Origin of the sequence: Agarivorans litoreus (assembly GCF_019649015.1) — a bacterium.
In the GTDB taxonomy this organism is placed as follows: domain Bacteria; phylum Pseudomonadota; class Gammaproteobacteria; order Enterobacterales; family Celerinatantimonadaceae; genus Agarivorans; species Agarivorans litoreus.
The window spans coordinates 944,974-965,909 of sequence record NZ_BLPI01000001.1; the positions used below are offsets into that span (position 1 = coordinate 944,974).

Here is a 20,936-nt window from a genome sequence, read left to right on the forward strand (position 1 = left end):
TACGTGGCCTTTTTAATTCCTCCAAGGGGCTTAGCCTAAGCTCTCCAATAATACTTTAGCGTCTTCATACTCAGAGAATTGCTGATCCAACTCCACCGCTGCTTCTGCTTCCGCTTTAGCCTCGACCTTACGCCCCAACTTACTAAGAGCAACAGCCAAATGATAACGAATCGCAGCATCCGATGCGTTCATTGTGTAGGCTTCTCGCAAGTAAACTAAACCTTGGTCAACATTGCCGCGCTGTACTTCAATCCAGCCAATAGTGTCTAAAATAGCGGCGTTTTTAGCGCCTTGCTCTACTACCTGTGCAACGGTTTGATAAGCTTTATCTAAGTCTTGGCCAGAGTAGATATTTGCCAAGTTATTCAAAATCCCCGGATCTTGCGTTAATGCTGGCAAGGCGAGCAGGTCTTCATAGTGTTGTTGAGCTTTAACAAGCTGCTTATGGTGCAAATAGCTATCGGCTAAAATACGTTTATGCCAAGCCAACTCTGCAGCAGTAGTAACTAAACCTTCCATTTGTTGATGAAAAGCATCATCGGCAATGCCTTGCTTAGCCAGTTGATACAAACGCACTACCGCCTCTCGATTAAACGCATTCAACTCTACAGCTTTACTGTAACTTTGCTGCGCTTGTTCCTTTTGGCTCTTGCGCATTTGAATATCGCCTTGCAAGAGAAACAACTGGCTACTTTCACCAAATTTGTTGGCTAAATCCGCCACCGTCTTTTCTGCAGCTTCCAAGTCGTTTTGTTCCAGTTCTACTTTAGTTAATAGGATCAACGTTGACATATTTTCTGGTGCCAACTGGTGAGACTTTAATAAAGAACTCTTGGCATTTGCTAACTGCTTGGCCTGGGCCTGCATTCTGGCTAAGCCTATTAACTTATTTGGCTGCTCTTTCCAAATACTGTCTAATAAACCTAAGGGGTAGTCTGCGTCTTCATATCGCTCTAATCGAATAAGAATTTCTGCATAAGCACTTAAGTAACGCTCATTCAAAATATACTCTCGATTTAGCTTCTCAACTTCGGCTAAGGCATTCGACCATTGTGCTGTTTGCATATACGTATCAAGTTTTAGCTCGCGTGCCTGGCGATTGTCTTGTTCGTATAGCAAAACTTTATCAAGCTGTTCAGTCGCTTCTAGATAGCTTTTTTGCTCAAGGTGAATGCGAGCAGCCAAAAGGTGACTTGGCGTGTGCTGTTTGTTTATTGCTAACAAGGTGTCTAAGATTTGTAGTGCTTCTTCAGTGCTGCCCTGGGCTCTCAAGACCACCGCTTTGTTAAAGCTAGCGCCTACATTATTGGGGTTGGTTGCTAACACTTCATCAAGATAACGCAGTGCCAATTCTGCTTGTTCAGTTTTAATGTAATAAGCAGCAATCAAATTTTGCGCATTAGCATTGTTTATGTTTCTGGCAATTAAACTCTCAATTACCGGGCTAGCTTGGTCAAACTTGTTCAGTTCTAAAGCCAACTCACCTTTCAACTGTAACCACTTTATTGGCGCGTTATCCTCGGTAAAAGGAAGCGCTTCCAACAAACTTAAGGCCCGCTCGGATTCACCACTTGCCCGAGCCAATTCAGCATCCAAAATCACCATGTAATTTGAGTCGCTATGGTAGGCTCTAATTTGCTCAAAGGCTTGTTGAGCCGCGCGTAACCTACCAGCATCAATGTACAAATACACGAGTTGAACCGACAAGCCTAAGTCGCGAATGATGTAATCGAAGTTATCTTGCAGAAGTAACTGCAGCTTGTAGGACTCATTGTTACGAAGATAAAGCTTAGACAGCATTCGGGTAGCCCCAAGATCACTGGGCTTTTGACGCAAGTACTGACTGAGGTACTGCTGGGCTTTTTCGTCGTTTTCTAGAATAAATTCCGACGCGCCCTGAATAAATAGCAAGGTGTTTGCGTCTGTTAGCTCCTCAGTTTCTGCAGCAGAAACTTTTTGAGATAAATCCGCTAAGGCTCGCTCGGCCATTTCGGTATTATCTTCACCGGCAAACAAAGTAGCACCAATCAGTATCGCCGTGGGATCATTGGGTGTTTGTTCTTGGATCTGCTTTAAATAGCGTTTAGCTTGCTCAGTCTGATTAAGCTTAAGGTGAGTCATCACTAAGCTTCGCAAGATTTTTGGGTCTTGAGGATCAAGTTGATAAGCCGTTTGATAATGTTCCAAGGCGAGGGGTAAGTTGTTCTGACTCGCTGCCAAGTCCCCTTTCAGCAACCATGTTCTCTCATTATTTTTGGCTATTTGTAATGAGCGCTCTATCCATTGTTCTGCAAGTACGTATTCTTTTTGTCTTAAATATAAGGTTGCCAAGGTATTCATCGCACTTGGCTTGTTCGGCATAAGTTTAGTGGCTTGCTCAAATTCATTGCGTGCTAATTCTGGTTGAGCATTCTTCAAATAAATTCGACCACGCAATAGCTTCCACTCAAATAAACTCGGGTTAGAGAACTCATTAATTCGTTCTTCAAACGCAAGCAGTTCGTTGGTTTTTCCCTGCAACATTAAAATATTGCCAAGCAATGGCAACACCAAATTAATGTCGGCCCCTAAAGCTAGGGCTTCTTCTAACTGTTTCTCAGCAGAACCTAAGTTATTTGCGTTAAAGTATACTTTGGCAAGCAGTAGCTTTGAGGAAAGGTGTTCAGGATTAGCTTTTAGTGCATTTTTTAAATGGATGAAGGCTTCATTCTCTTCTCCACTATAAAAGGCTTTAACGGCGAGTTCGTACTCGTTAGCCTGCTGATCTGCGAAGCTAAGATTCGTTACACACAGTAAACACAGAGCTACTAAAAATTTGTTAATTATCAAAGCTAATTCCTTGTTGCTTCAAGGGCTAGTCAATTAAGCCTTAAACAGTATCTAATGAACAGGTAGTAAAAAAAAGACAAAAAAATACGAAATACAGAGTATTTCGTATTTTTGATTAAACAGGAAAAGGAAGTATTGGTTTAAGCTTGGCGCTTTCTGCTACGTAATGCGATGCCAAGTAAACCAGCAGCAAACATTAATACTGTGCCTGGTTCTGGTACGCTGGTTACAGGTACTTGAGGGCTGTTCGCTTTAACACCAGCCAACTTAAATGCATCGTTAGCGGTTGAGAAACCCATATCTCCAAAAATTGGGTTATATGCACCAATTAACCAATACTTAGAAGAAGCACTAGAGCTGATTGCTTGATATGCGTATGAGTTAGCATCATCAACCTGAGCTTCAGTTGACCAAGCACTTGCCACGTCTCCCCAGTTACTACCCGCTAAAGTAGGAGTATCGTTACCAGAGTATGCTAATACAGTTACATCAGCCTCACGGTTACGCCCCTCTTTAGCCCAGCCCAACGAGAAACCAGCAAGGTTTACTGCTTCATCGAAGCTAAGTAAAACCATGTCATAATCTTTCTTCCAGTCACGATTGTTGTAGCTGTCGATTGCATGGTCTGGAGAGCTTCCACCTTCATCACGGTTTTGTAATGTCAAACCATAACCGTTTGCATAATCTAGCTCGCCACTTTCGATATTCTGAGCACCACCGTCGGTATTAGACCACCCTGAAAGAGTAAGACCGTTACCACTGAAGGTATTCCCATTACCGCTTCCGCTTTCGGTAAATGTGCTAAAGTCCCAAGTCTGAGTAGAGCCAAAAGCAGACAACGAAACCGCGCAACTTGCTACTAATAAAATTTGTTTAAACACAGTGCCCCCAAAATAGCAGTATGTATATCTTTAATATCACTAAGCCAAATAAAGCAAAAATCAAGCCAAGATAAATAACTCTTTATATACAGCAACTTAAATAATAGATCTTAATTATTATGGTCATATTGTAAAAAATACCGACAACAATTGCTGAGTTTTTGCGCTCATTGCTAATCAGTGCATCAAATAAATGGCAAATATTCTATATAAAAGAGTAACATCTACGCTCAAAAAACACACTACCAATAACGTTCTACCGTTACTTGTCCTGGCTTTCTCCGAAGGTTTTTCTTTAAGCCTTTATTCTCAAGTATGCTTTGAGCATCAGTGATCATTTGCGGATTGCCACACATGATCACCTGAGAGTCTTGAGCGTTAAGACTAAGCCCTACTGAATTCTCCAGCTGATCCATTTCCAGTGCTGCTGGGATCCTAGCCCGTAGTGCGCCGGCGCAATCTTCTCTGGTTACCATGGCTTGAAAGACAAATTTATCCGCTTGCTCATTTAAGTATTTATCGATCAGTTCTTGATAAGCAATGTCCTTAGCTTTTCGTACGCCGTAAACCAGCACAATTTTCTCGAAGCGCTCCCAAGGCTCTGGCGTTTCTAATATTGAGAAAAATGGGCCTATTCCAGTACCCGTTCCGATTAACCAAAGGTGCTTAGCGGGAGGGACTTCGTCTAATACCATAAACCCTGCTGCCGCAGTTGAAACTTCAATACTATCGCCAGCTTGCAATAAGTGTAAATTGGGTGACAACAGCCCATCTTCCACCTTAATAGCCAGTATTTCTATGTAGTCGGTGCTGGGAGGGTTAACCAGCGAGTAAGCACGAGCAATACGTTTGTTGTCTCGCATTTCAGACAACTTGATAAACTGCCCTGCAACAAAAGGGTCTATCTCTGCTTTAATGCGTAAGGAAAACAGTTCATCGTTCCAATCAATGCGTTGAATAACTTTACCTTCAGTCCACATAGTTGCTCCTGTTGTCACATCTCTTTACTCTTTTGACGTTATCACATCACTATGGTGCTCAACAAAAATTAACTCTCTGGTGTCAAAGCCAAGCGCTTTAGCTTGATGTACCAAATCGGTACGAATGGCGTGCGATAGCTCGGGGCTTCTGGCCAACAACCACAAATAGTCTCGGTTTGGCCCTGCAACTAGAGCATATTGATAGTCTTTTTCATCTAAAGCAAACACCACGTAAGCGCCGTAAAATGGCCTAAAGAATGACACTTTCAAGTGTGCAACATCAGGCTCACTAACAAACTGTGCTACGCCTTCTGCTTCAAACCATTGGTGGTCTTGCTCGGAAAAGCCTTTATTAAGAACAGATACCTTACCGTCATCACGCAGGGTATAAGTCGCAGTAACGTGGCTCATGCCGCGCTCAAATGAATGATCCAAGCGGGCGATTTCGTACCAAGTGCCTAAGTACTTATCTAGATTGAAATTCTGAACAGGTTCAATACCTTCAGGCTTAGAACTGCAAGCACTCAATGCTAGCATAGCAATGATGATTAACACTTTTTGCATACTACCTTCCCTATAAATTGGCGCTATGGGTTCTAAAACCACAATGCGGCCACGCAACCTACTAAGGTCATCACAAACAAAAACCATTTAAGCGTATTAGCAGCAGCTTTTATGGCAAATTTAACCGCGTAGTGCGCGCCAACAATATAACCAATAGCTAATATTAAACCCGGTAGCCATAACACTTGGTCACGGGCGATAAAGACCACCAAGGCCACACTAGTAAAAGCAATGGTACATACTAATTTCAGCGCGTTAGCCCTAACTAAATCGTAGCGCAAACTCCCAGCCAACGCGGCAACCAAAATAAACCCGACCCCAGCTTGTACAAAACCGCCGTAAAAACCTGCGACGGCCAAGCTCCATTTAGCTGAGGGAGTATCTTTCATCTTACGCGCTTCAGTTCCTGCCTCGGGAGCAACAACACTAGGTTTAATCAGCATTAATGCCGCCATCGCCAGCATGGCGCCAAGCAACAAATATTTAATGATCCATGAAGGAGCATAGGAGGCCGCTACTGCGCCAACCAAACCACCCACCAAGGTTGGCCATAAAATTGGGGCTACGTCATCAGTGTCCAATTTACCGTGTTTTTTAAAGCCAAGTACCCCGGTTAAACACTGCAAAAAAATACCCACCCTATTGGTTGCGTTTGCAACCTCTGCAGGCATCCCCATTACCATTAACGCAGGAAGTGTTAGATTCGATCCCCCTCCCGCCAAGGTATTGATAACTCCAGCAAATAATCCTACTGTGAGTAACAACACTCCATGATAAATTGTGAAATCCATTTAGCGCCTCATTAGCCCTTTAATAAGTTTGACCTTATCACTGACGCAGGCTTTATTCAGTAGCAGATTTATATCTTTAGTCTAAGCTGAGATTTTTCTATGCCAGAATAAACTTAACGTTATATGGATATCAGTAGTAAAAGGAATGGTTCAGTGAACTACGATTACAGCATTATTGGTGGAGGCATCGTAGGCCTTGCCAGCGCTTTAGAATTGATCAAGCGAAAACCTAGCGCCAAAATAGTGCTACTAGAAAAAGAATCTTCACTCGCCTTTCATCAAACAGGCCATAACAGCGGCGTGATTCATGCTGGCGTTTACTACCAGCCAGGCAGCCTAAAAGCCGAATTCTGTAAGCAGGGTTTATTAGACACCATCAGCTTTTGCCAACAGCACGACATTCCCTACTTGCAATGCGGCAAACTACTCGTGGCCACTAATCACCAAGAGTTGAGTGATATGCAGGCGCTCGCCACACGCTGTGAGCTAAATGGCATTAAGGTAAAACCGCTTAACGCCAAACAACTGCAGGAAATAGAACCTAACATCGTTGGCTTAGGTGCTTTGCAAGTAAAAGACACCGGCATCGTTAGTTATCCTCAAATCTGCCAAAAACTGGCTGAGTTATTTCAACAAGCGGGCGGCGAAATTTTGCTGTCTCACCAAGTAACAGGATTGAGCGAACAAACCGATAAGGTATTGATTGATACGCAGCATGGTCAAATTAGTAGCCAATACCTTATTGCCTGCGGAGGGCTGATGGCCGACCGCCTATGCAACATGCTTAAGCTAGATATCGATTTTCAAATTGTTCCTTATCGAGGCGAATACTATCAATTACAGCCTCGTCATAACCAGCTGATTAAACACCTTATTTACCCCATCCCCAATCCCGATTTGCCATTTTTAGGAGTTCATCTTACCAAGATGATAGATGGCAGCGTCACCGTAGGGCCCAACGCCGTACAAGGTTGGTCAAGAGAGGGTTACAACAAGGGTTCTTTTAACCTTGTCGATACCAGAGAAATGCTCGGTTTCAAGGGGTTTTGGAAAGTGGCTAAACAACATTTTCGTAGCGGCTTCAGCGAAACTAAAGACTCCATGTTTAAATCAGGTTATCTGCAGCGGGTAAGAAAATACTGCCCTAGTTTAAACATTCACGATCTGCGCCCTTACCCTGCAGGCATTCGGGCTCAAGCAGTGTTAACAGATGGAACCTTGGTTCACGACTTTTTATTTGCAAGCAGCCCGCGTAGCTTGCACGTATGTAATGCGCCCTCGCCCGCAGCTACTTCTGCCTTCCCAATTAGTAGATATATTTGCGATAAGCTAGAGCAAGATTTAAGTCCATCAAAGTAACTCGCTAAGCTTAGCTATTAGCAAGGGTAGCCAATCGGCTGCTCTTTTTATTATAGGCGGCATTAAGCTTGGCTCTCTAACCAACAAGCAGAGCTTTAACACCTTAGAGCAAAGCTTGAAGTTGTAAATTACTACACCACTTGCACTAATCTAAGTTACCCCCTAGGCTAAAACGTCTAAGCAAGCAATAGCTTGGTTTCACTACTCACTAGGAAGTGCAAAATGATAGAACTAGGGCAAGTTATTCCAGACACCCCATTAGCCGAACTTAATCAACAAGGTATGCAGAATCACACCAGCCATGAGCTGTTTGCGGGCAAAAAGGTGGTGCTATTTGCGGTACCCGGTGCATTTACCCCCACTTGTTCTGAAGCCCACCTCCCCGGATACGTCGTGTTGGCTGACGAAATAAAAGCCAAAGGCGTAGATCTTATTGCCTGTGTTTCAGTGAATGATGCCTTTGTTATGCAAGCATGGGGCGAAGCGCAAAACGCAGAAAATATACTGATGTTGGGCGATGGCGATGCCAGTTTTACTAAAGCACTTGGTTTAGAAATGGACACCGCCAGTTTTGGCGGGGTACGTTCGCGGCGCTACGCAATGATAATTGATAACTTAACGGTCACTCAGCTAAATGTAGAACCGCCTAAATCCTTTGAGGTGAGCAAGGCCGAACATGTTCTTAGTCAACTATAAACATCAATAAACTAGCAATGCTAAGCCGTCTAAATGCTCAACATCTAGTGGCAGTGAGATTTAGTATTGTTTTTATCTGTCTATTCTCACTGTCTCAAAGCTGTTTCGCCTTTGGCATGAAAGGGCATCAACTAATCGCTTATATTGCCCAGCAACAACTCGACCCGCAAAGCCAAAAACACATAGAGCAAATACTTGATGGCAAAAGCATGGTGGTACTTGCAACATGGGCAGACTATGCGAGAAAACAAAAAGCTTGGGAGCACACAGGCCCTTGGCACTACATTAATATTCCCAAAGGGCTGTCACTTGAGCAAAGCCAGCGAAACCCCAAAGGAGATGTACTCAGCCAACTGGAGTATTTTGAACAGCAGCTCAAGCAGCCGAATATCAGTAAGTTAGAGCGCCAACAAGCCCTAAAGTTTTATATTCACTTTGTGGGTGATATTCATCAACCTTTACATGTAGGTTACGCAAACGATCGGGGCGGTAATAAGGTCTCAGTTAGTTGGTATGGGGAAAACTCAAATCTACATCGGGTGTGGGATAGCCAACTACTTGATAGTAACAAGCTGTCATTGGGCAAATATGCCGAGCAACTTCAGCGCCAATATCCTAGCAACGACCCGCTTTTTCACTATGAAGAATGGCTAAATCAAAGCCGTGATCTATTGTCGGCTGTTTATCAAGTTGGCGATAAAAACTTATCCGATAACTACGCAAACCAACATCTCCCCACTTTAGAGCTACAAATTGTTCGTGCCGGCAAGCGCTTAGCCGACAAGCTAAATCATATATTTAATAACAAGCGATAGAAATGCTGAGCTCTAAGTGATCCTAATTGTTTGAGCAACGTTATACTCAATATAATGTGAAGGAGCTGACAGCATGAATAAATTTTCTAGCGACAAAATTTCTGTAGGTATTAGTAGCTGCTTGTTGGGTGAAGAAGTGCGCTACGATGGCGGACACAAACAATCGCGCTTTTGTCGCATCGAATTAGCCAAGTATTTTGATTTTGAACCCACTTGCCCTGAAATGGCTATAGGCATGGGCACCCCAAGAAAAACCATTCGTTTAGTTCAGCAAGAAGACGTGATTAGCATCCAAGCCAGTGACGGCAGCTTCGATGTTACCGAAAAAATGCAACAGTACGCTAAGCGTCGTTTACCTCAGTTAAGTCATCATAGCGGTTACATCGTATGTGCAAAGTCTCCTAGCTGCGGTATGGAACGAGTCAGCGTTTATTCACCGGCTAAAAACAATGCCACTAAAGACGGTGTTGGTATATTTACCGCCGAATTAATGAAAGCTTATCCCTTATTGCCAGTAGAAGAAGACGGCCGTTTAAATGACCCGGTACTGCGCGAAAACTTTGTTAACCGAGTATTTGCTTATCACCAGTGGAAAACTCTAGAGCACGAAGGTTTTACCGTGGCTAAAGTACAAGATTTTCATGTTAAATATAAATACTTATTGATGGCGCATCACCCTGCAAAATATCGCGAACTGGGTCCATTATTAGCCAACATTAGCAGCAATCAAGACCTAGAGGGTTTCGCTAACTACATCAAAGGTTTTATGGAAATTTTGAAACATAACTGTAGCCGTAAAAATCACTGTAATGTATTGCAACACTTGCAGGGCTACTTTAAGCGAGAAATCACCGCTCAACAGCGTGAAGAATTGGCCGAACGTATTCATCAATATCGAGAAGGTTTATTGCCCTTGTTAGTGCCCATTAGCCTTATACAGCACTACTTACGAGAGCACCCTAACCACTATGTGGCTAAACAAGCTTATTTAACGCCGCATCCCAACGAGCTAAAGCTACGTTACAGTTTGTAAATTTCCCTAACTGCAATTGTTTGCCCAATCGATGCTGGTTGGGCTTTTTTTTATTGCCAAGCCATCCAATAATGCTAACGAAGCGATTTATTGCTTATTACCAGTAAATGCTGTGTTAAAGTAGCGCCGCTCGCCAAAAAAACTATACTCAAAGGCGAAACATTAAAACTAGACGACGCAAAATTTAGACTAAACGCTAACAAGAGAAAAATATGAATAATATATTTAAGTTATCACTTATTGCTTCGTTAACCCTTGGACTTACCGCCTGTGGTAGCGATGACTCCGACAGCCAGCCCACTACAGCATTGGTCTCCTTTTCCATCGCAGACGCACCTGTCGATAGCGCCCAAGAAGTAAATGTAAGTTACGCTTCGTTAACCTTACAGCGTACAGACCAAGATGATATCGAATTACCCATTGAAGATGAAAATGGCGATCCGATAAGCATTAACCTACTTGATTACCAAAATGGTGACAGCCTGTTAGTGCTAAGCGATGCAGAATTACCAGTTGGTGAATACAGTGAGCTAATCATAAATACTTATGAGTGCCCACAAAATCAAAATGGTGATACTCAATACTGTAACGTTGTAGAAGATTCGAATGCGGTACTACCGTTAAAAACGCCAAGTAATAAACTTCGTTTAGGTGGCTTTACAGTAACTACAGAGGGAACTCAGGCCTATACTATCGACTTTAACTTGAGAAAATCGTTAGTGAGCACCGCTGGCGGTGCTAGCTACAACTTAAAACCTCATGGCGTAACTATTATTGACAATACCACGGTTGGCAATGTCTCGGGCACTGTAGACCCAAACCTTCTCTCTGCAGGTGAATGTGTCGCTGACACAGGGAATGTTGTTTACCTTTACACCAGCCCTATTGCTGAAGAGTCTGTACTTGGTGATGAGTTTGATCCAGAAATAGACACCGAGGTTCCCGCGAATGTGGTTCAGCCTTACGCTTCGAAAATGGTTCAACTAGATAGTGAAACAGGTGAATACTCCTACAGTTTTGCTCACTTACCTGCTGCGGATTATTTACTAGCGTTTAGCTGTAGTGCTGTTAATGACGATCCAGAACTTTATGACGAAATATTGATTGCAGACCCAAGTGAACAGCAAGCCACCATTTCAGTAGTATCAGGCGAAACAACAGAGTATAACTTTGTAGAAAACATCGAATAGCACTTTGCTGACGATAGTATGCTTGTAGCTGTTACAATCTAACACTATAAGCATACTTACTCAGCACCTACCTGCCCACTAATGACGACAAAGCGGTCTGCTAAAGATAAGTGCTGATATATTCGAGCTGCTGACGACTTAAAAAGCCCAAAAAGCCCGCTAAGTTGCGGGCTAATCTGGCTAATAAAAAACGTTCACTATTCTTTGTCGTTTAACACTATGCCAGTTTTACTAATGGTGATTAAACCTTCTTTATAAAGCTTACCAATCGCTTTTTTAAAGGTACCTTTACTTACACCAAAAATAGCAGAAATGGCTTGCGGGGTACTTTTATCACTCAAAGCCAAGTAGCCTTGCTCTTCGCGAAGCTTAGCTAAAATGGTGTCGCCAATATCAATGGCTTTTTGTATGCCGATGGGCTCTAAACTTACGTCTAACTTTTGGTCTTCTCGTACTTTTTGAATATAGCCAGTACCAGCATAACCCGCGCGAATACGCTTAAACACTTGATCGTAATACAGTACGCCCCAGTGCTTGTTATTTACCACTGCTTTGTAACCTAGCTCGGTACGCCCAGCGACCAATAACTCAACTTTGTCACCACGTTTGTAGTTGTGATCAGACTTATCGATGTAACGATCAAGTTTATTGCTGGCGGTAATGCGTTGCTCGTTGTCTAAGTAGACATACACTACGTAATGACGATCAACTTCCATTGGCTGCTGTTGCTCACCAAAAGGTAAGAACAAATCTTTGTCTAGGCCCCAATCAAGGAAGATACCAACGTCGTTAATGTCCTTCACCTGCAAGTTAGCGCATTCACCTACTTGCACCAAAGGCTTCTGTAAAGTCGCTAATAGATTACCTTGGCTATCTCGGTAAACAAATACCTCTATTTGCTGACCGATACTTAAATCAGTAGGCAGCTCTTTGCTTGGTAGCAAAACATCACCAAACTCGCCACCTTCTAGGTAGGCACCTAAGTCAGCCATTTCAATCACGGCTAGTTGATTAAGGCGTCCAATTTCTAGCATTTTATCTCTCTTTTCACATTCGATAAGCTCAGTATGAGCCAATGCGCGAGTATAGCATGCATAGGCCAAGATGCACTTGGCTTAATTGGCTTAGGCTGGTTTTAAGGCATTAACAATAGTAGCGACTTGCTGGCTTACATCCGATTCAATTTTAGTTGCTAGTTCGTAGGCCGACTCTACTTGCGTTTTCACGGTGCTCATTTTGGAAGTGAAGCTACCTACATGCTCACTTTGTTCACGAATATACTCACTGGCTTGATGTGCCACTTGAGCAGAAGTTTCTGCTTGCTCACGCACTTGATGAGTGGTTTCCATTAGCTTAGAAGAAATAGCCTGTTGGTGCTCACTGGCTTCTGCTATGCCACCAATGTTTGACTCTAGGCTAGTCGAAGACAGTTTTAACTGATTCAAAATACCGGTTATTTCTTCTAGTGAAGTTTGAGTACGCATTGATAGCGTTCTAACTTCATCTGCCACCACGGCAAAACCACGGCCATGTTCACCGGCCCGAGCCGATTCAATAGCCGCATTTAAAGCGAGTAAGTTAGTTTGCTCGGCAATACTGCGAATCACATCCAAAATTGCGCTCACGTCTGTGACGGCTTTTACCAAGGTTGCCAATGACTCTCGCCCTTCAATAACAGCGGTACTGGTGCGCTTACTGGCATTCATCACCTGCTCTACATTTTGCTGCGATTCGTTCATCGCGCTCTGGGTAGCGTTGGCATTGTGCTCTACATCGCTAGAAACCTGATTAAGCTGCTCTGTTAATGCGCGCAGTTGTTCCATCAGCAATTGAGATTCAGCTACTTGGTGATCGGTTTGCTCTGAGGTTAAGTACACCTCACGTACCTGTTTAGTCACCGAATCGAGTGAATTAGATACAACAGATAGCTGCTTATTCTTAAGCTCTTCTAAGTCTTCTTGCTTGGCTAGCAGCTGGTTAAAGAAAGTCGCAATCTCGCCAATTTCGGTATTTTTTCGGCGTACTTTTAATCGCTCGATACTGCCGTTTTCAACGAGTGAGGCAAAGCCATTTCGCAGTTCACGAAGCGGTTTTAATACGGTGCTTTGCATCACAACTTGCATTACGATGGCAATTAGCAAAATTAAGCCCGCAACACTGTATAGGGTAATCTTAACCGTTTGGGTAACCCCATCTCGCTGCTTAATAACACCTTGCTCAGCTTGAGATATCTGCTGTGTAAGTAACTCAATGTCGGCCGCTAATGCGCTGCGTAATACCATCCGTTGTTCGATTAAAGCGTTAGTCGATTGCAGCTCTCTTGGGTAGCGCTGAGTTAAACTTACTAACTCGCTCTTTATCTCTTCGGCTAAATCGACAGCTTCTTCAGGGTCGCCTAAGGCAAACTCATCAACTTCAACTTCACTCATCACCCCCAACAATGGTAAAGCATCAATTGCTTTTGCTTGTTTGTTTACCCGCAAAAATGCATCGTCGTAAGCAGTTTTACTGTTGGCACTAGGGTCTGCAAAGTAGCGGCTTCGCTGCATAGATAAGTTAACCAAAGCATTGAGTAACTCACTGCCTTGCTGGATATAATCTCGTGACTTGGCACCATTAGCGCTTAAGCCATAATCTACGGTGCTGTCTGCCCAACCAAGCATTTCACGCTCTGCATTTATCAACAAGCCTTGCTCATTACCGCTGAGTTTGCCCAGTGCTAAATAACGGTCTTGCAAGGCACTATGTAGCTGATTTAGCAGCTCAGCCAAGCCAGGCAAATGCTGCTGATTGGAGCGCTCTACCAGTTCCAGCAGCAAACGCTCAGCTTCACTAAGCTCTAACGCGTTACCGGTATTTAAGTAATTGTTTACCTTAGCCACCAGCTGGCTATTAAACTGAGATTTAAGAGATTGATAATTCTGTAGCTGCTGATTGGAGCTCGACAACTCAACTAAAGAAAAATATAAGGCTGCAATTAACACCGCACTTACGGCAAATAATGCTATCGCAGATAGTCTAGAGAATCGTGATACTCGCATAAAAACTCCATTCGCAGATTGGCTAAAAATAGCTCTGCGGCAATCCCTAACAGGCCTATTAGGCGCTAATTTGGGCAAAGATTTTATGACTAAAATATGACAATAATATTACATTGACAACTGTGTTAAAAATAGAAAAGCATTTGATATATAAATGAAAAATAACAATTACAGCAACTTAACTACAATGTTATCGGTATACAAAGCTGTAACTCAAAGCGTTCATTTGGATCCAGAAATTGACATCGAGAGTAGCGCACATAAGCAGGCGTATTACCTAAACGGTAACCACTATTGGGCAGCCATTGCATATAAAATTTATGCAATATTGGTAACAAATCTCCATATTCTCCAGCGGCATGCAAGGTTGCATGCATGCCTTCGGGAATCGTTAAGGCACTAATACCACCTCGACGTATTATTGGGCCATCTACCGCTAAACAAGCAACATAGTGGCAAAGCGGCGCCGGAACAATATCAGGATTAGAATGATACAAACCCAATAGCTTATTTACTTGCCACTCCACGCCTTGACTATCAGCCCAAACTTGCAGTTTTTCATAGGCTTGGCGAATTGAACGGTCGTAGCCTTGGTGCCTCACATAAGCGACTGGTTGGGCAGGCAAGCGCTGCACCTTAACCTCAGGCATTTGCAGCACCTTGGCATTTAGGATTCGCTGTTGTAAGTCATCGCTCCAATGCTGCTGGTAATTAGCTTGGCTAAACTTACTGTAACCATGACTTCGCCATTGTGTAGGTGAGCAGGCAAAGTGCTTTTTAAAAGCTTGAGAAAACGACGCCGGTGACAAAAAACCACAACATTGCGATGCTTCTTGTATGGTGAGGCCGGGTGAAAACATTAATAAATTTGCACAACGCTCCAAACGCGCACGGCGAATATACTCATTAACATTTTCGCCAGTCACTTGCTTAAAACAACGATGAAAATGATAGGGGGAATACGCTGCTACTTTAGCCAATTGCCTCGCATCTAAGGGCTCGGCGATATGTTGGTGAATGTAGTAGAGGGCATCGTTGATTCGATTTACTCGCATTCCATCTGTGCTTAAAGACATTCGATACCTTAAAGACCCACCGTCAGTTCCTCAAAATAGCACATATGGACAAGTCATTGCACATAAACGCTAAAGCATTGCCGCAGCAGCTTCTGCAATGATAGTCAGCAGTTTTTATAAAGTAGGTAAATGGCCATGTTAGCGGTGAGCAAGCGAGTTAAACAAACTAAACCATCATATATACGCAACATTTTAAAAGTAACTCAGCAAGCTGATATGCTCTCTCTTGCCGGCGGTTTACCCGATGCAGAATTGTTTCCGCTAGATATTTTAAAGCAAGCAGCTGATGAGTTGGCTCAACAACCTAGCATCTTTCAATATGGTGCCACCGAAGGTTTAACTGCGCTTCGCCAATGGCTACTTGAAGAAAATGGTGCCGCGGAGGAGGTATTAATTACCACAGGCTCACAACAAGCCTTGGACTTAATCGCTCGAAGTTACTTAAACCCAGGGGATAAAGTCTTGTGTGAAGCCCCTAGTTATTTAGGCGCCTTGCAGGTTTTTGATTTAGCAGAAGCCAAGATACATACCGTGATAGCAGAAGCTGACGGCCCCAATTTAGCCCAGCTAGAGCAACAGCTAGCTAACTACAAAATAAAGCTTTTTTATACTGTGCCAGATTTTCAAAACCCTAGCGGCCACTGTTGGAGCCTTAGCAAACGAAAGGCCGTTGCCAGCCTACTAGCTAAATATAAAGTCGCACTTATTGAAGATGCCCCTTACCGCCAACTTCGCTACCAAGGTGAGCCACTTCCCACGGTGAGTGAGCTGTCTAGTTATGCAGCATTTCACCTCGGCTCTTTTTCAAAAATAGCCACACCAGGCATGCGAGTGGGCTATGTAAGGGCCAAACAAGCATTACTAGCAGCGCTAATTAAAGTGAAACAAGCAAGCGATTTACATACCGCTCAGCCCATGCAGTTGATGCTATTAGCCACCGTTCGTCACCCTTCGTTTGCTGAGCACTTGGATAAGTTGACCAATACTTACCGAACTCGGCGAGACTACTTAGCAGAGCTTTTGCAGCAGCAACTTAGCGATGAACTAGAATTTAATGTCCCCCAAGGAGGCATGTTTATTTGGGCAAGGCTTCCTCATCACAATGCAATGTCTTTAGCAGAGGCTGCATTAAAGCAAAAGGTAGCAATAGTGCCGGGGGATGAGTTTTGGCCAAGCAATCATACACCAGACTACCAAGCAATTAGACTAAACTTCACTGGCTTAACAGAACCTCAGCTGGAGCAGGCAGTAAGCCGCCTAAAAAAGGCGCTACAGCAATGTTCGCCTATTAAATAGAGCGCCTTTATGTCACTTCAACTAACCTCGGCTCTTCACTAATGTGGGTGTCGATATAGCGGGCTTTTTTCTTTTCTTTTAGCTGATGTAAGTCAACCAATACCAAGCCATCAATACACTGGTTGAATTCTGGATCGACATTGAAATCGATGAACTGAACCCCACCAGCGTGACATAACTCGGTGTATTGCTTATAAAGCGTTGGCACTGCGGTACCCATTGCTGCCAATGCACTTTTTAGCTGGGCAAAATCAGCTTTATAATCATCACCGCTGAAGGACATGTGAATACTGTTTTTTAGTTGCTTGGCCAGCTGGTAAGGCTGACGCGAACGCGCATAGTTTTTGTTCGAAGGGAAGTAAGTTTGATAAAAATGAATCAGCAAGTCTCTACCAGCCTCTGGCATTGCGGCGCTAATGCTCACTGGGCCAAACAAGTATCGATAATGTGGATTGCGCGCTAAAAATGCGCCAATACCCAGCCACAGGTAGTCTAAGCTGCGTTTGCCCCAGTATTTCGGCTGCACAAAGCTGCGCCCTAATTCAAGACCCGAAGCTAAAAAGTCACAGTTTTTCTCATCGTATTCGAAGAGTGATTGGCTATATAGCGCGCCAATGCCCTTATCTTCGATTAAACGTTTAGTATCGGCAAAACGATAAGCTCCGGCAATTTCGAGTTGCTCTGCGTCCCACAATATAAGATGCATATAGTTTGCGTCGTATTTGTCGGTATCAGTGCGTCGACCAGTGCCTTCACCTACGGCACGGAAAGCTAACTCTCGGAGGCGGCCAAGTTCAGATAAAACCAAAGCTTGAGAGTTTCCATAACAGATGCAAATCTGCTTTCCATCTGGCGTCTCACCTATTTTCTCTAATTGCTTAATCGCCTTTTTTAAAGCAAGACGCTGCTCAGGATGAGCAATCGCAGCCTCTGTTTGGAACAGGCCTTTTTTGTTACTGCCAATACGATAAAGGTGCTTTTTGATTAACTGAGCTTGGGTGGAACGGTCTAGACCACTTAAACCAAAACTCTTTACTGGGATCTGCTCACCCACCACCATCGAGAACACTTTATCGCGATGAAAAAACAGCTCTTTTACCAATAACAAAGTAGATAAAGGTCTATATACAAAAGAGCAAAAATAAAACAACTTGCTGTTTTTAGCCTTTACGCAAATAGGCAATAAGGGAGTGTTGGTTTTTTTGGCAATGCTCACAAAACCCTTGGTCCACTTTCCGTCTTTTACCTTAACGCCCTTTAAACGAGAGACCTCACCGGCAGGAAAAATAATCACTGCCCCTTCTTCATCTAATAGCGCTTTAATAGCATTAAGCTGCTTACGCTGGCTATTGCCGCGCATGTTGTCTACTGGCAGTAATAAATCGTCAAGTGGCTTAATGGCAGAGAGAATTTCATTAGCAACAATTTTCACGTCTTTACGTACTTGGCTAACCAGATGTAGCAAAGCAAGGCCATCTATCGAACCTATTGGATGGTTAGCTACAATAATCACTCGCCCTTCGCTAGGAATGCGCTCTCGCTCATTCTGACTAACGCGATAACTAACATTAAGCTCAGTGAATACTTGGTCGATAAAAGCCACCCCTTTTAAGTGAGGGTGCTTTTCACCAAAGGCTTGAAATTCTTCTTCAAACAACACTTTAGAAAAAAACCATTTAGCCAAGGAATAACGACGCGGATGCTGTGCTAGGCTGGGGTAATGTTGATTGAGTACCTGCTGTGCTGAAATCATTGCTCTCTCCCTGTATTCGCCGTTAGGCTAGAAGCAGAAGATGACAAAGAAGCAACAATTTTGTGTCAGTTGCATGACACTCCCACACTTAGAAAGTGGATAAATAACAAGGACTGTTAAGTGCAATTAGGTAGCGAAAATCCGCAAATCGTACTCTATCTCAATACCCAAATCCCCTCTCTGCCAAAGAATCATCAAGCTTTAAAGGGTGCTGAACTAAGCCATGCAATTCTAGAAAACAACAATAATAATTGGCGTAAAGTGCTAACTATCTTTGCCAAGCTTTGTGCCCCTAATGATGATTGGCGAGATTATTTAAAGAAGGAATTATTGCAGGTTCAGCAAATTAACTTTGATAATAAATTGGTTGAGTCAGCACAAACACACTTAATAGCTGGCAAGGCTAATTGGCAGCTATTTGAAGCACTAAAAGCAAATATAGATGCCTCAAATCAAAAAAAATGGATTTTTTTTGCACCGAATATTTTGTTTACCCCCTATCCAGACTATCGACAATTCCCCAATAGCATGATTAATGAATGCAGAGTGAAACTTCATAATAATTAGACCAAATATTAGCTAGTTAACTGAATTATAATAAGTTTATTTTTTGAGCAATTAGATAATTATTTGCGCAAGGACTCAATTGATAAATACAACAAAAACAAAGCCATAGCTGATTATAACTGCCTTAGCTAGCTGTTAGGTTTAACAGTTTAAAAACTGCTCGCACTGGATTGTACTCATAGCATCATCACTAAGGGAGAGATGCTAATGGACTTTGTTAATGGCGTTGCAGAACAACTTTCACCAACTACTTTTCAGCACCTTAATCATTACCGTCACCAAGTGTTTGTAGAAATGCTTGGCTGGGAGCTCGATACCCCTGATGGCATAGAGCAAGACCAATTTGATCGCGACGACACCGTTTATGTTATCGCTAAAAACGACCAAGACCACATTAGTGGCTGCGCACGTTTACTACCAACCACCCAACCTTACTTACTAGAGGAAGTATTTCCAGAACTACTAAATGGCCTTCCATGCCCCAAACAACACGACATCTGGGAACTTTCACGCTTTGCAGCGGTGGACTTTGATAACCATAACCAAGCACCAACTCAACTGATGTCGAGTGAAGCTTTAGCCTTACTTACAGCCTCTATTGAATGTGCTAAAAAACATGGCGCTAAACGCCTAATTTCAGTTTCACCACTAGGTATAGAGCGAATGTTACGCAATGCAGGGTTCCGCTACCACCGTGCCGGTCCACCAAAAATTGTTAATGGATACGCCCTCTTTGCCTGCTACATAGATATTGCTTAATCAATGGTCATCGGCGACTCGCGGTAGCGTTTTTTAATCGCTCCCGCAGTTGTTGCTTGCCAAGACATTGCATTAATAGCTTCTAATAACAGCTCATCATTACGACGTGGGCTTACATCAAAACCGTCCTCTTGCAGTAAAATGTTACTGCGTGGCAAGCCCTTTACTTGGCATTGCATCCGGTCAATTGTCCATTGCCAATGCCAATCCCAACCTAGAGTGATAGCGCACACATTTTCAAATAACCATTCGGTATAGCCACTAAAAATTGCCTGGTCACTATTAAATTCTTCGCTACTAATCCTGTCTAAACCAGAAATAATATGACTAAAATCGAGCACATTGAGCTGCTCAATAGATAATCTCACCAAACCATCACTGCTAGGTACAACCTGATAGCGAGCCGATTCGATTACATTCTGTACACTTGCCTGTGTTTTCATAATTTTATTTTTTAATTATTTGAGCTTTCCCTCATGAAAGCATTCTGAAGCTCAAGCTTCAATTGTCAACATTAACAGTTGCGCTATACTAGTAACTCTACAGATAAATGATTATGCGCATTTTTTGCATAAAATAGGAGAAGATAAAACCACCATGGAAGCTTGGTTAGAAGAACAGTTCTGTTTGTTGGAAACCCAAGGTTCTAGTGAGGCCTTTTTCCAAGAATTATCTAAAATCACCAACGCTTTAGGGTTTGACTTTTGCGCTTATGGCTTGCGGGTTCCTTATCCCTTGTCTGCTCCTCGCACCGAAATGCTCAATAACTACCCCACTATTTGGCAACATACCTACCAAGAGAAAAACTATTTGGCAGTTGATCCTACAGTGCACCATGGGATGACGTCCCAACTGCCGATTGTTTGGAGTGACCAAGTGTTCTCCCAAACACCAGAGCTAATGGAAGACGCTCGAGCATTTGGTCTTGAGTACGGCTGGGCGCAATCTTCCCGCCAAGCCAATGGTACTGTAGGCATGTTAACCCTAGCCCGTTCTTCTGAGATGCTCACACCCGCAGAGTTAGTGCGCTACCGATATCAGTTATTATGGCTAACTCAAGTCACTCATCATGGACTTGCATCACGCATTACCGAGGAAAAGCTTGAAATGCCAGAACTGAGCGTGCGTGAATTGGAAATGCTAAAGTGGACTGCCGACGGAAAAACCGCTGAAGAGATAGCCACCATACTTAGTATCACCGCTCGAACTGTCAATTTTCATATTAGCCAAGCGATGCGCAAACTAGATGTAGTAAATAAAACCGCTGCAACAGTGAAAGCGGCCCTAATGGGCTTAATCTAAAGCT

General features: G+C 43.2%; 19 protein-coding genes. 9 read left to right on the top strand and 10 right to left on the bottom strand.

Translation table 11 applies throughout. The features are described from left to right. Positions 1 to 30 precede the first annotated feature (30 nt). The 5 genes from K5L93_RS04385 to K5L93_RS04405 form a co-directional block, all read right to left on the bottom strand. The gene (locus K5L93_RS04385; RefSeq protein WP_220718625.1) at positions 31 to 2,829 is read right to left on the bottom strand and encodes a tetratricopeptide repeat protein; all 2,799 of its coding nucleotides are present in this window, start codon (positions 2,827 to 2,829) and stop codon (positions 31 to 33) included. Positions 2,830 to 2,969: 140 nt separating this feature from the next. Further along, entirely contained in the window at positions 2,970 to 3,710 is a 741-nt protein-coding gene (gene xdp1, locus K5L93_RS04390) for an exosortase-dependent surface protein XDP1 (protein WP_220718626.1), read from the bottom strand. Positions 3,711 to 3,952: 242 nt separating this feature from the next. Then, positions 3,953 to 4,690: a ferredoxin--NADP reductase gene (locus K5L93_RS04395; protein WP_220718627.1), complete on the bottom strand. Its 738-nt coding sequence runs from the start codon at positions 4,688 to 4,690 to the stop codon at positions 3,953 to 3,955. 24 nt (positions 4,691 to 4,714) lie between these two features. Beyond that, positions 4,715 to 5,254, bottom strand: coding sequence for a lipocalin family protein (locus tag K5L93_RS04400; protein WP_220718628.1), 540 nt, complete (start codon positions 5,252 to 5,254; stop codon positions 4,715 to 4,717). Between the two features lie 32 nt (positions 5,255 to 5,286). Next, entirely contained in the window at positions 5,287 to 6,045 is a 759-nt protein-coding gene (locus K5L93_RS04405; RefSeq protein WP_220718629.1) for a sulfite exporter TauE/SafE family protein, read from the bottom strand. Between the two features lie 153 nt (positions 6,046 to 6,198). Here K5L93_RS04405 and lhgD point away from each other — a divergent pair, with 153 nt between their 5' ends. The 5 genes from lhgD to K5L93_RS04430 all read left to right on the top strand — a co-directional run bounded on the left by lhgD (position 6,199) and on the right by K5L93_RS04430 (position 11,138). Continuing rightward, positions 6,199 to 7,404, top strand: coding sequence for an L-2-hydroxyglutarate dehydrogenase (gene lhgD, locus K5L93_RS04410; RefSeq protein ID WP_220718630.1), 1,206 nt, complete (start codon positions 6,199 to 6,201; stop codon positions 7,402 to 7,404). A 222-nt stretch (positions 7,405 to 7,626) separates the two neighbouring features. Further along, complete coding sequence (locus K5L93_RS04415; protein WP_220718631.1) at positions 7,627 to 8,100, top strand: peroxiredoxin; 474 nt, start codon at positions 7,627 to 7,629, stop codon at positions 8,098 to 8,100. A gap of 116 nt (positions 8,101 to 8,216) precedes the next feature. Continuing rightward, positions 8,217 to 8,915, top strand: a complete 699-nt coding sequence (locus tag K5L93_RS04420; RefSeq protein ID WP_220718632.1) for a S1/P1 nuclease — start codon at positions 8,217 to 8,219, stop codon at positions 8,913 to 8,915. A gap of 73 nt (positions 8,916 to 8,988) precedes the next feature. Beyond that, positions 8,989 to 9,948, top strand: a complete 960-nt coding sequence (locus tag K5L93_RS04425; RefSeq protein ID WP_220718633.1) for a YbgA family protein — start codon at positions 8,989 to 8,991, stop codon at positions 9,946 to 9,948. Between the two features lie 212 nt (positions 9,949 to 10,160). After that, a complete protein-coding gene (locus tag K5L93_RS04430) occupies positions 10,161 to 11,138 on the top strand; it encodes a DUF4382 domain-containing protein (protein ID WP_220718634.1) in 978 nt (325 codons plus the stop codon). 197 nt (positions 11,139 to 11,335) lie between these two features. Here the strand turns inward: K5L93_RS04430 and K5L93_RS04435 are convergent, their stop codons facing one another. From K5L93_RS04435 to K5L93_RS04445, 3 genes are all read right to left on the bottom strand, one after another. Next, a complete protein-coding gene (locus K5L93_RS04435) occupies positions 11,336 to 12,172 on the bottom strand; it encodes a CvfB family protein (RefSeq protein ID WP_220718635.1) in 837 nt (278 codons plus the stop codon). A 90-nt stretch (positions 12,173 to 12,262) separates the two neighbouring features. Beyond that, the gene (locus K5L93_RS04440; RefSeq protein ID WP_220718636.1) at positions 12,263 to 14,179 is read right to left on the bottom strand and encodes a methyl-accepting chemotaxis protein; all 1,917 of its coding nucleotides are present in this window, start codon (positions 14,177 to 14,179) and stop codon (positions 12,263 to 12,265) included. A 182-nt stretch (positions 14,180 to 14,361) separates the two neighbouring features. After that, on the bottom strand, positions 14,362 to 15,255 hold the full coding sequence (locus K5L93_RS04445) for an AraC family transcriptional regulator (protein WP_220718637.1): 894 nt from the start codon (positions 15,253 to 15,255) through the stop codon (positions 14,362 to 14,364). A 129-nt stretch (positions 15,256 to 15,384) separates the two neighbouring features. On the opposite strand from K5L93_RS04445, the gene K5L93_RS04450 reads away from it, so the two are divergent. Further along, positions 15,385 to 16,551 carry an aminotransferase-like domain-containing protein gene (locus K5L93_RS04450; protein ID WP_220718638.1) on the top strand — a complete coding sequence of 389 codons (1,167 nt, stop codon included), beginning with the start codon at positions 15,385 to 15,387 and terminating at the stop codon, positions 16,549 to 16,551. Positions 16,552 to 16,558: 7 nt separating this feature from the next. On the opposite strand, the gene olsF is transcribed toward K5L93_RS04450, so the two are convergent. Then, entirely contained in the window at positions 16,559 to 18,304 is a 1,746-nt protein-coding gene (olsF, locus tag K5L93_RS04455; protein WP_220718639.1) for a bifunctional ornithine lipid synthase OlsF, read from the bottom strand. Between the two features lie 120 nt (positions 18,305 to 18,424). Here olsF and K5L93_RS04460 point away from each other — a divergent pair, with 120 nt between their 5' ends. Next, complete coding sequence (locus tag K5L93_RS04460; protein WP_220718640.1) at positions 18,425 to 18,871, top strand: DUF6942 family protein; 447 nt, start codon at positions 18,425 to 18,427, stop codon at positions 18,869 to 18,871. Between the two features lie 207 nt (positions 18,872 to 19,078). Continuing rightward, on the top strand, positions 19,079 to 19,630 hold the full coding sequence (locus K5L93_RS04465) for an acyl-homoserine-lactone synthase (protein WP_220718641.1): 552 nt from the start codon (positions 19,079 to 19,081) through the stop codon (positions 19,628 to 19,630). Here the strand turns inward: K5L93_RS04465 and K5L93_RS04470 are convergent. After that, positions 19,627 to 20,073, bottom strand: a complete 447-nt coding sequence (locus K5L93_RS04470) for a DUF4902 domain-containing protein (protein WP_220718642.1) — start codon at positions 20,071 to 20,073, stop codon at positions 19,627 to 19,629. The genes K5L93_RS04465 and K5L93_RS04470 overlap by 4 nt on opposite strands. A 124-nt stretch (positions 20,074 to 20,197) precedes the next feature. Between K5L93_RS04470 and K5L93_RS04475 the strand changes: the two genes are divergently transcribed. Further along, a complete protein-coding gene (locus K5L93_RS04475) occupies positions 20,198 to 20,932 on the top strand; it encodes an autoinducer binding domain-containing protein (protein ID WP_246614984.1) in 735 nt (244 codons plus the stop codon). Positions 20,933 to 20,936 lie beyond the last annotated feature (4 nt).

Excerpts from the sequence above, each read along its gene's own strand:
- K5L93_RS04395 (WP_220718627.1), bottom strand. The coding sequence starts at position 4,690 with ATGTGGACTGAAGGTAAAGTTATTCAACGCATTGATTGGAACGATGAA.
- K5L93_RS04400 (WP_220718628.1), bottom strand. The coding sequence starts at position 5,254 with ATGCAAAAAGTGTTAATCATCATTGCTATGCTAGCATTGAGTGCTTGC.
- K5L93_RS04405 (WP_220718629.1), bottom strand. The coding sequence starts at position 6,045 with ATGGATTTCACAATTTATCATGGAGTGTTGTTACTCACAGTAGGATTA.
- K5L93_RS04415 (WP_220718631.1), top strand. The coding sequence starts at position 7,627 with ATGATAGAACTAGGGCAAGTTATTCCAGACACCCCATTAGCCGAACTT.
- K5L93_RS04420 (WP_220718632.1), top strand. The coding sequence starts at position 8,217 with ATGAAAGGGCATCAACTAATCGCTTATATTGCCCAGCAACAACTCGAC.
- K5L93_RS04425 (WP_220718633.1), top strand. The coding sequence starts at position 8,989 with ATGAATAAATTTTCTAGCGACAAAATTTCTGTAGGTATTAGTAGCTGC.
- K5L93_RS04430 (WP_220718634.1), top strand. The coding sequence starts at position 10,161 with ATGAATAATATATTTAAGTTATCACTTATTGCTTCGTTAACCCTTGGA.
- K5L93_RS04435 (WP_220718635.1), bottom strand. The coding sequence starts at position 12,172 with ATGCTAGAAATTGGACGCCTTAATCAACTAGCCGTGATTGAAATGGCT.
- K5L93_RS04440 (WP_220718636.1), bottom strand. The coding sequence starts at position 14,179 with ATGCGAGTATCACGATTCTCTAGACTATCTGCGATAGCATTATTTGCC.
- K5L93_RS04445 (WP_220718637.1), bottom strand. The coding sequence starts at position 15,255 with ATGTCTTTAAGCACAGATGGAATGCGAGTAAATCGAATCAACGATGCC.
- K5L93_RS04450 (WP_220718638.1), top strand. The coding sequence starts at position 15,385 with ATGGCCATGTTAGCGGTGAGCAAGCGAGTTAAACAAACTAAACCATCA.
- olsF (WP_220718639.1), bottom strand. The coding sequence starts at position 18,304 with ATGATTTCAGCACAGCAGGTACTCAATCAACATTACCCCAGCCTAGCA.
- K5L93_RS04465 (WP_220718641.1), top strand. The coding sequence starts at position 19,079 with ATGGACTTTGTTAATGGCGTTGCAGAACAACTTTCACCAACTACTTTT.
- K5L93_RS04470 (WP_220718642.1), bottom strand. The coding sequence starts at position 20,073 with ATGAAAACACAGGCAAGTGTACAGAATGTAATCGAATCGGCTCGCTAT.